Source organism: Amycolatopsis echigonensis, from assembly GCF_014174495.1.
GTDB lineage: Bacteria > Actinomycetota > Actinomycetes > Mycobacteriales > Pseudonocardiaceae > Amycolatopsis > Amycolatopsis echigonensis.
On sequence record NZ_JACJHR010000154.1, the window covers coordinates 1 to 9,814 of the forward strand.

The window sequence follows — 9,814 nt, forward strand, 5'->3', positions numbered from 1 at the left end:
ACGCGGCTGACGCCTCAGCGCGCCATCGCGGCCTCTGCCTCCCGGAACGCCGACGGGGACAGCTGCCGCCATACCACCGACGTCCCGACGAGCTGGACCGCCGCCGCCATCACCCACACCCCGCGCAAGCTCCAGTGCACCGCCACGAAGCCGCCCGCGAGCGCACCCAGCGGCGTCAAGCCCCAGGCCAGCGCGCGATGGCTGGTCAGCACGCGGCCCAGCAGCTCCGACGGGGTGAACCGCTGCCGGCTGGACTGCGAACAGACATTCCAGATCAACGTCGTCCCGGTCAGGAAGATCAGCACCGCGCCGACCAGCGCCGGCCACGGCGGCACGATCGCGAGCAGCAGCTGGCTCAGCACCGCGCACGCCTGCGCGATCCGCATCGCCGTCGAGTAGCCGAACCGCCGCACGAACCGGTCCACGAAGAACGACGACACCACCCAGCCGACGGCCAAGCAGGCCAGCAGCACGCCGTAGCCGAACGGAGCGAGGTGCAGTTCCTGCGTGGCGTAGAGGACGAGCATCGAGTTGCCCGCGGCCGCCGCGAACGACCCCAAAGCGACCGTGATGGTGATCGACCGCAGCAACGGCGTGCCGACCAGATAGCGCAACCCGGCCGTCACGTCCTTCAGCGGATGCACCGGTGTGCGCACCGGCTTCGCCGACGGGATTCCCCGTGCGAGCAGCAAGGCGCCCAGCGCGGCGACGGCCGCCAGCCACGCGGGCAGTCCCGCGCTGACCCCGATCAGCAACCCGGTCGCCGGCGGCACCACGAACTGGACCATGCCGCGGTCGATCACCTGCAGCCGGGAATTCGCCATGTTGAGCTGATCCGGCGCGACCACCTCGGGGACCACCGAACCCGCCGCGCCGTCGCCGAACACCTGCGCCGTCGTGAGCACGAAGGCCACCGCCAGCAGCGCGGGCAGGCTCAGCGAACCGGTGGAACCCAGCACTGCCAACGCGAGCGCGGCGACGACCTGCACCGCGTAGGCGGAAGCGAGCACGGTCGTCCGCCGGACCCGGTCGATCACCACTCCGGCGAACAGCGAAAGCAGCAGCCACGGCGCTTGCCCGGCCACGTTCACCAGGGACACCGCACGCGGGTCGGTGGTGATCGAGACGGCCAGCAAGGGCAGCGCCGCGAGCAAAAGCCCTTCACAGGTTGAACCGGACACCGCCACCGCTTGCAGGCGGACCCAAGCCGGCCCGCTCCCACCCCACCCCGCCATGTCCGCCAGTGTCCTCCGCGCCGCAACCGGTTTTCCGCAGCACACCGCCGCGCGCTCCCGCTCTCCGGACCTTCTCGCCGAACAAAACCGCGCCGGATATCACGCGGGCGCGGGCCACGCTTTCCCTTGTCCGTCAACCGGAATCCGCGCGCCCGGCCGGATCGCGGGCCAGCGGTTCACGTGCTGGGACGGGCTTCAGCGAACCGCCGCGAACGGTTGAGCTGGAGGCATCCGATCCGTCCCCGCTGGAGGAACTCCGTGCCCCGCCACACCCCGCCCCGGCCCCCGCGTCCCGCTCGAGCGCGGGCCCGTCTCGCCTTCGCGCTGGCCCTTCCGCTGCTGCTCGCCGCCTGCGGCACGGCGGGCGGAGCCAGCCCGCAGGACGCCGGTCCCCCGCGTCCGGGCGGCACGCTCCGGCTGGGCATCTCGTCCAATCCGGACTGCATCGACCCGCAGCAGGTCAGCACGAACGCCTCGGTGAACGTCGGCCGTCAGCTGGTCGATTCGCTCACCGACCAGGACCCGAAGACCGGCGCGATCACGCCCTGGCTCGCCGACCGCTGGACGGTCAGCCCCGATTCCACGAGCTTCACCTTCCACCTCCGCTCCGGCGCGACGTTCTCCGACGGCTCCCCGGTGGACGCCGCCGCAGTGAAGACCAGCTTCGACGGCATCAAGGCGCTCGGCGCGAAAGCCCTGCTCGGCTCCAGCTACCTGGCCGCCTACCGCGGCGCGACGGTGCTCGACCCGGCGACGGTCCGGCTCGACTTCACCCAGCCCAGCGCGCAATTCCTGCAGGCCAGCTCCACGATGTCGCTCGGCGTGCTCGCCCCCGCGGCGTTCCGGCACACCGCCGAGCAACGCTGCCAGGGCGCCGGACTGATCGGCTCCGGTCCGTTCGTCTTCACCAGTCTGAAGCCGAACCAGGACATCGTGCTCGGCAAGCGCACCGGCTACCACTGGGGTTCACCGTTGTGGCGGCACCAGGGCGAGGCGTACGTCGACAAGATCGACTTCCGCGTGGTGCCGGAGCCGGGCGTGCGATCCGGCAGCCTGACCTCCGGCCAGCTCGACGCGATCACGGACGTGCAGCCGGTGGACGAACCGCAGTTCTCCGGCAACGGCTTCACCGAACCGGTCCGGCCGAACCCGGGCATCGTGTTCAACCTGCACGCGAACACCACGCGCGGCGTCCTCGCCGACCAGAAGGTGCGCCAGGCGGTGTCGAAGGGCGTGAACCGGCCCGAGGTCACCAGCACCGTGCTCACCCCGAACTACAAGCCCGCGACGAGCATCCTCGGCTCCGCGACGCCGCTGTACACCGATCTGTCGAAGGAACTCGCCTACGACCCGGCGGGCGCGCAGGCGCTGCTGCAGTCCGACGGCTGGGTCCCCGGCCCGGACGGCATCCGGACGAAGAACGGGCAGCGGCTGACCGCGTCCGTGCTGTTCTCCCCGGTGTTCAACCAGAATCAGAGCGTCCTGGAGCTGATCCAGCAGCAGTTGCGCAAGATCGGCTTCGACCTGAAGATCGAGCTGCACACCAACTCGGAAGTCACCCGCCTGCAGCAGGCCGGCGACTACGACTTCCTCTGGTACAACGTCACCCGCGCCGACCCGGACATCCTGCGCCAGCAGTTCTCCACGAAGACGAACAATCGCAGCAAGCTGCCCGCGGACAATCCGCTCGACGCGTCGCTGACCGAGCAGTCCGCCACTGTCGACCCCGCGAAGCGCAAGCCCGCGGCGGAACAAGCGCAGCGGACCATCGTGGAGCAGGCCTACGCAATCCCGGTGTTCGAGCTGACGCAGGTGCTCGGCGTCGGACCGAACGCGCATGACGTCGGCTTCGAGGCTTCCTCGCGGCTCCAGCTGTTCGACGCCTGGGTTTCGGGCTCGTGAACGGCTTTCCGCTGCTTCGCCGGGTTCTGCAGGCCGTAGTGGTGCTGTGGGCGGCGTTCACGCTGTCGTTCGTCATCCTGTACCTGCTGCCCGGCGACGCGGTGCTGACCAAGCTCGGTTCCGCCGAGGGCGGGCCCAGCGCGTCGCCGGAGCAGATCGCCGCCCTGCGCGCCGAGTACGGGCTGGACGACCCGGTTCTCGTGCAGTACGGCAAGCACCTCCTCGCCGCGCTGCACGGCGACTTCGGCACGTCGGTGGCCACCGGCGACGACGCGACGCACCAGGTCCTCACCGCGTTGCCGCCGACGCTCGCCGTCTCCGGCCTTGCGCTGGTGCTCGCGATCGTCTTCGGCGGCGGGATCGCCGTGCTGGGCACCTTCACCCGCACCCGCTGGGTGAGCCAGCTGCTGCTTTCCTTGCCGCCGCTGGGGACTTCGCTGCCGACGTTCTGGGTCGGGCTGCTGCTGATCCAGCTGTTCTCGTTCCAGCTGCGGCTGTTCCCGGCACTCGGGTCGACCGGCTTCGCGTCGCTGGTCCTCCCCGCGGTCACGCTCGCCCTGCCGACCGGGGCGATCATCGCGCAAGTGCTGGCGAAGAGCCTGCGAACGCAGCTCACCGAACCGTACATCGAAGTCGTGCGAGCGAAGGGCGCGAGCCGCCGTCGAGTCCACTTCGGACACGCGCTGCGCAACGCCGGACTGCCCGCGCTCACGCTGGTGGGCGTGGTCGCGGGCAACCTGCTGGCCGGTTCGGTGGTGACCGAAACCGTGTTCTCCCGAGACGGGCTCGGCCGGGTCACGGCGTCGGCGGTGACCGCGCAGGACGTGCCGGTGGTGCAGGCGGTGATCGTGCTCGCCGCGTTCTTCTTCGTGGTGCTCAACCTGGTCGTCGACCTCGTGTACCCGCTGCTCGACCCGCGGGTGTCCGCGCGCAAGGAGGTGCCCGCGCATGTCTGAAGCGGTTTTGCCGCAACGGTTTCTCCTGCGGCGGCCCGGTCTGGTGTTGTCCGGGTTCGTGCTCGCGGCGGTGCTGATCGCCGCTTTCGCGCCCACGCTGTTCACCGGCCAGGACCCGATCACCGGCGTCCCGTCCGAACGGCTCCAGGGCCCGTCGCTCGGGCACTTGTTCGGCACCGACGAAACCGGGCGCGACGTGTTCGCCCGTGTCGTGCACGGGGCCGGTTTGTCCCTGCGGGCGACGGTTCTCGCGGTCCTCGTCGCGTTCGCCGCCGGGTCTGCCCTGGGGCTCCTCGCCGGGTTCCGCGGCGGCTGGCTCGACGCGGTCGTGATGCGGATCGTCGATGTCCTCCAGGCGGTCCCGGCGATCCTGCTGTCGCTGGCCCTGGTGACGGCGCTCGGGTTCGGCACCACGAACGTCGCGATCGCCGTCGGGGTCGCGAACCTCGCCTCGTTCGCCCGGCTCATGCGCGCCGAGGTGCTGCGGGTGCGCTCCGGCGTGTTCGTCGAGGCGGCGCGGGCGTCCGGCGTGCGCTGGGCCGGGGTGCTCGCGCGGCACATACTGCCCAACGCACTAGGACCGGTGCTGGTACTGGCCACGGTGACAGTCGGAACCGCGGTGCTCGAAGTGTCCGCACTCAGCTTCCTCGGGTTCGGCGCGAGCCCGCCGACGCCGGAATGGGGTGCGCTCGTGGCCGGCGGACGCAATTTCCTGGCCACCGCTTGGTGGATGACCACGTTCCCGGGCTTGACCGTCGCGGCCGTCGTGCTGGCCGCGAACCGCGTGTCCCGGGCTCTCGACGGCGAACGGAGCTGACAAGTGCTGGAAATCAGCGAACTCGCGGTCACATACCGCACCTCGGGCGGCGTGGTGCCTGCCGTGCGCGACGTGAGCCTGCGGGTCGGAGCGGGCGAGATCGTCGCGGTGGTCGGCGAATCCGGTTCCGGCAAAAGCACCACGGCGCACGCCGCGATCGGCCTGCTGCCGCGCGGCGGACGGGTCCACAACGGACGGATCGCCTTCGACGGGCGCGACCTGACCGCACTGTCCGAAAAGGACTGGCGGAAGGTACGCGGCACCGGGATCGCGCTCGTGCCGCAGGATCCGACGGTGTCGCTGAACCCGGTCCGGCGGATCGGCGAGCAGGTGGCCGAGGTGCTGCTGATCCACCGTCTGGCTGCCCGTGGCGAGGCCGCCGACCGCGCGGTGGAACTGCTGCGCCGGGCTGGCGTCGACCGGCCGGAATTGCGCGCGCGACAGTATCCGCACGAGCTGTCCGGCGGGCTCCGGCAACGGGTGCTGATCGCCGTCGCGCTCGCGGGCAAACCGCGGCTGATCATCGCCGACGAGCCGACCAGCGCGCTCGACGTGACCGTGCAGAAGGAAATCCTCGACCACCTGGCGGAGCTGGCCGCCGACGACGGCACCGCGATCCTGCTGATCACGCACGACCTGGGCGTGGCCGCCGACCGGGCGGGGCGGATCGCCGTGCTGTCCGAGGGACGGCTGGTCGAGGAAGGACCGGCCCGCGAACTCCTCGCCGCGCCGACGCACGACTACACGCAACGGCTCCTCGCCGCCGCGCCGAGCCTCAGCCGCGAACCTCTCCGGCCCCGCCGCGCGGAGGGTCCGGAGGTCCTGCTGTCGGTGGATTCGGTGTCGAAGACCTTCGTCTCCTCGCGCGCCGGTTCCGTGCGAGCCGTGGACGACGTGTCGTTCCAGCTCACCCGCGGCCGGACCCTGGCGCTGGTCGGCGAATCCGGCTCCGGCAAGACGACCACCGCACGCATGGCGGTCGGCCTGGAGACCCCGACCGCCGGCACGGTCAGCTTCGACGGCCAGGACGTCACCCGGCTGTCCGCCGCCGAACTGCGCAGGCTGCGCCGCCGGTTCCAGCTCGTGTACCAGAACCCGTACGCCTCGCTGAACCCTCGCTTCTCCATCGCCGAAGTGATCGGCGAACCGCTGCGTGCGTTCCGCGTCGGCAACCGCGCGGAGCGGGTCGCCGAGCTGGCGGACCAGGTGGCGCTGCCGTCGTCGGTGCTGCGCCGGAAGCCGGCCGAGCTGTCCGGCGGCCAGCGCCAGCGCGCCGCGATCGCTCGCGCGCTGGCGCTGCGGCCGGATCTCGTCGTCTTGGACGAACCCGTGTCCGCTTTGGACGTTTCGGTGCAGGCCCAGATCCTGAACCTGCTCGTGGAACTGCAGGACGAACTCGGCCTGACGTACCTGTTCATCACCCACGACCTGGCCGTGGTGCGGGAAATCGCCGACCAGGTCGGGGTGATGCGCCAGGGCAAGCTGCTCGAATTCGGCCCGGCCGACGACGTCCTGCTGCGTCCGCGCGAGCAGTACACCCGCGACCTGCTGGCCGCGATCCCGGGCGGCGAGCAGGTGCGGGCGTGACCCTAGTTGGCGAGCACGAGCCGTCCGACGGCCTCGCCCGCGTCCATCCGGCGGTGCGCCTCTCGCGCCTGCGCCATCGGCAGGACGGTGACCGGCAACCGGATCCGGCCCTCGGTGTACAGCGGCAGCACGGCGTCCGCGGCGGGACGAGCGGGCGCGGTGTCGGCGGCCAGGAAGCCGCCCACGTTGAAGCCGAGCACGCCGATGTTCTTGCCCCACACGGCGTTCGAGTCCACCATCGGCGCGGTCTCGCTGCCCGCGCTGCCGACCACGAGCATCCGGCCCATCGGCGCGAGCAGGTCGAGCGATTCGATCCGCAGGTCGCCGCCCACCGGGTCGACGATGATCTCGAACCGCTCGCCGCTCAGCTCGCCGAGCTCCCCGGACAGCACGACGCGGTCGAAGCCGAGTTGCTTCGCCGCCTCGACCTGCTCGGGCCGCCGGACCGTGCCGACGACCTCGCGCGCGCCGAGCAGCCGCGCCACCTCGGGGTACACCGAGGCGAGGCCGCCGAGCGCACCGTGCACGAGCACGCGCGCGTCCTTCGGCAGCCGAACTGCCTCGGTGAGCGAAAGGTAGGCCGTCACCGTGTTCGCCAGGCCCGCGACCGCCTGCGCGCGCTCCACTCCGCTGCCGGCCAGCGGCACGACGAGACCGGCGGGCGCGAGTTTGACGTCGGCGTATCCGCCCATTCCGGGCAGCGTGAGCGTGACGACCTCGTCCCCGACCGAGAAGCCGCTATCCGGTCCGGCCGCGCGGATGGTGCCCGCGACCTCGAGCCCGGGCACCAACGGAGGCTTCGGCGCGTAGTCGTACTCCGCGAGCGTGCCGCGGCGGATCAGCGCGTCGATCAGCCCGACGGACGCGTGCGAGACCGTGATGGTCACTTCGCCCGGCCCTGGAACGGGCTCGGGCACCTCGATCTCTTCCAGGACCTCGGGACCGCCGTAGCGGGTGATGGACAAAGCGCGCATCGTGCGTACTCCCCAGTGTTCTGCGTGTGTGTCAGCGAGCCGGAACAACCTGGACCAGCTCGCGGTTATTCCGGCTTAGTTGATCTGAGGAGGGCCTCGCCGTGCCGAGCGAAACGCAACCGCTGCGCAAACTGGGTTTCCTGACGATCGGCCTGTTCGACGGCGACGACCCGCGGCCAGGCCACGAGTCCACGCTGCGAGTGCTGGAACTCGGCGAGCAGCTCGGGTTCGACAGCGCCTGGGTGCGCCACCGGCACCTGCAGTACGGCATCTCGTCGCCGGTCGCGGTGCTCGCCGCGGCCACCCAGCGCACCAGCCGGATCGAACTGGGCACCGCCGTCATCCCGCTCGGCTGGGAAAACCCGCTGCGACTGGCCGAAGACCTGGCCACCGTGGACGTCCTCTCCGGCGGACGGCTCAACCCGGGCGTCAGCGTCAGCCCGCCGATGCACTACGAGGACGTGCGGGCCGCGCTGTATCCGGACACCGGCGACCGCGAAGATTTCGGCTACGACCGGGTGTCGCGGCTGTTGTCCCTGGTCCGCGGCGAGCCCGCGTCGACGTTCAGCGGGGTCGAAGGCATCGAGACGTTCTCCGACCGCGTGCAGCCGCATTCTCCCGGCCTGGCCGGCCGGATGTGGTACGGCGGCGCGAGCACCCGGTCGGCGACCTGGGCCGGACAAGCCGGGATGAACTATCTGACCAGCAGCGTCGTCCGCGCCGAAGAGGGTTCGACGGACTTCGAAAAGATCCAGCTCTCGCACGTGCGGGCATTCCGGTCGCACCATCCGGACGGTGCGCGGGCCCGGGTTTCGCAAGGCCTGGTGGTGATTCCGACCGACAGTGCCACGGCTGAGCAGCGCGCGAAGTACGAGGACTACGCGGCGAAACGCCTGCCGCGCACGAAAACCCCGCAGGGGCCGGCCGGTCTGCTGTTCTCGCGCGATTACGTCGGCACCTCCGCCGAAATCGCCGACCAGCTCTACCGGCACGCCGCCTTCCGCGAGATCGACGAGGTCGCCTTCGCGCTCCCGTTCACCTTCGAGCACGAGGATTACGTGCAGATCCTCACCGACCTGGCCACCCGGCTGGGCCCGGAGCTGCGCTGGAAGCCTGCGTCCTGACGGTCGCTGATGCTAGCGTGGCGGGGTGCCGGATTTCACGTCCACAGTGGACATTCCCCGTCCCGCCGGAGACCAGCGCGACGCATTGCAGTGGGCCCGCGCGGTCTGGGAGGACGCTCCGCCGCCGATGCGCGCGTTCCTGCGCACCGGATGGCTCGGCCTCGGCCTGACCACGCGCCTGGCCCCGGACCGCGTGCTCGGCTGGACCATCGCTTCGGCCACGCCGGACCGGGTCGTGCTCGAAGCGCCTTCGCCGCTGATGACCACGCGCAACATCGTGCACCTCGACGCGAGCCGGGTGTACTGGACCACTGAAGTCACCTACCAGCGTTTCCCGGCCCGCCACCTGTGGGCGTTGGCAGTGCCGATCCACGAACTCGTCATCCCCGCCCGGCTGCGGCGCGCCGCCGGTCAGGTGCGACCCGGCGACCTCCAGCACCAGCTCGTGACGACGTTCCAGCGGAAGCTCGGCAACCCCGTCCTCTCGCGGCTCCCCGGCCAGACGCTGCTCGAAACCACCGGCCGCAGCTCAGGTCTCCCCCGCCGGACCCCGATCGGCGGCCGTCGCGTCGGACCGGAATTCTGGCTGGTGTCCGAATTCGGCGAACGGTCGCAGTACGTACGCAACATCCAGGCCGACCCGCACGTCCGGCTGCGCCTGCACGGCCGGTGGCTGCGCGGGGTCGCGCACCTGCTCCCGGAAGACGACGCCCGGACGCGGCTGAAGTCGTTGCCGCGCTTGAACAGCGCCGCGGTCCAGGCGCTCGGCACGGATCTGCTGACAATCCGGATCGACCTGGACTAGCGTTGGGTTCTCGTGAGCGGCAATCCCGGTTAGAACCGCGATAAACACTCACGAGCCGGACACCACGGCCTCGATGGTCCGCCGCGAGTTCGCCGCCACCACCGGATTGGTGTCGCGGTAATACGGCAACTGGATCAGCGCGATCGACAACGCCCAGCCCCGGCCGCGTTCCCACGTCGCGTCGTCCGCCTCCACCGCCTCGCGGAACACCGCGCGCCTCCGCAACCACCTCCGGCAACCGCGGCCCGAGCCACCGCAGCCAGCGCTGTTCACGCACGATCTCCGCTGCCCCGAGCACACCGCACGGCCGTGACAGGGGGCAACCGGTTTATTCCCGCTCTCGCCGACTGTCTCAGACGCTGGTTACCGTCGCCCTCGGCCCGCCCTCCGCGCCACACTGCTGGCATCCACGGG

General features: G+C 70.9%; 9 protein-coding genes. 6 read left to right on the forward strand and 3 right to left on the reverse strand.

Annotated elements, in window-relative coordinates; all coding sequences use genetic code 11:
• Nucleotides 1-14 precede the first annotated feature (14 nt).
• Nucleotides 15-1,235: an MFS transporter gene (locus H5411_RS44785; RefSeq protein ID WP_183127815.1), complete on the reverse strand. Its 1,221-nt coding sequence runs from the start codon at nt 1,233-1,235 to the stop codon at nt 15-17.
• Between the two features lie 324 nt (nt 1,236-1,559).
• Between H5411_RS44785 and H5411_RS44790 the strand changes: the two genes are divergently transcribed.
• From H5411_RS44790 to H5411_RS44805, 4 genes are read left to right on the forward strand one after another with little or no spacing between them, the layout of a single operon-like run.
• Nucleotides 1,560-3,137 (forward strand): ABC transporter substrate-binding protein, encoded by a 1,578-nt coding sequence (locus tag H5411_RS44790; protein WP_101441310.1) that lies wholly within the window; start codon nt 1,560-1,562, stop codon nt 3,135-3,137.
• The gene (locus H5411_RS44795; protein ID WP_101439788.1) at nt 3,134-4,093 is read left to right on the forward strand and encodes an ABC transporter permease; all 960 of its coding nucleotides are present in this window, start codon (nt 3,134-3,136) and stop codon (nt 4,091-4,093) included. The genes H5411_RS44790 and H5411_RS44795 overlap by 4 nt, the downstream gene beginning before the upstream one ends.
• Nucleotides 4,086-4,910: an ABC transporter permease gene (locus H5411_RS44800; RefSeq protein ID WP_101439787.1), complete on the forward strand. Its 825-nt coding sequence runs from the start codon at nt 4,086-4,088 to the stop codon at nt 4,908-4,910. Before H5411_RS44795 ends, H5411_RS44800 begins: the two co-directional genes overlap by 8 nt.
• A gap of 3 nt (nt 4,911-4,913) precedes the next feature.
• Nucleotides 4,914-6,497: a dipeptide ABC transporter ATP-binding protein gene (locus H5411_RS44805; RefSeq protein ID WP_101439786.1), complete on the forward strand. Its 1,584-nt coding sequence runs from the start codon at nt 4,914-4,916 to the stop codon at nt 6,495-6,497.
• Between the two features lie 2 nt (nt 6,498-6,499).
• On the opposite strand, the gene H5411_RS44810 is transcribed toward H5411_RS44805, so the two are convergent.
• Nucleotides 6,500-7,471 (reverse strand): quinone oxidoreductase family protein, encoded by a 972-nt coding sequence (locus H5411_RS44810; RefSeq protein WP_101439785.1) that lies wholly within the window; start codon nt 7,469-7,471, stop codon nt 6,500-6,502.
• 101 nt (nt 7,472-7,572) lie between these two features.
• Here H5411_RS44810 and H5411_RS44815 point away from each other — a divergent pair, with 101 nt between their 5' ends.
• On the forward strand, nt 7,573-8,595 hold the full coding sequence (locus H5411_RS44815; RefSeq protein ID WP_101439784.1) for an LLM class flavin-dependent oxidoreductase: 1,023 nt from the start codon (nt 7,573-7,575) through the stop codon (nt 8,593-8,595).
• 25 nt (nt 8,596-8,620) lie between these two features.
• Complete coding sequence (locus tag H5411_RS44820) at nt 8,621-9,400, forward strand: nitroreductase/quinone reductase family protein (RefSeq protein WP_244194865.1); 780 nt, start codon at nt 8,621-8,623, stop codon at nt 9,398-9,400.
• Nucleotides 9,401-9,448: 48 nt separating this feature from the next.
• On the opposite strand, the gene H5411_RS44825 is transcribed toward H5411_RS44820, so the two are convergent.
• A complete protein-coding gene (locus tag H5411_RS44825) occupies nt 9,449-9,610 on the reverse strand; it encodes a hypothetical protein (RefSeq protein ID WP_376772298.1) in 162 nt (53 codons plus the stop codon).
• Between the last annotated feature and the right edge of the window lie 204 nt (nt 9,611-9,814).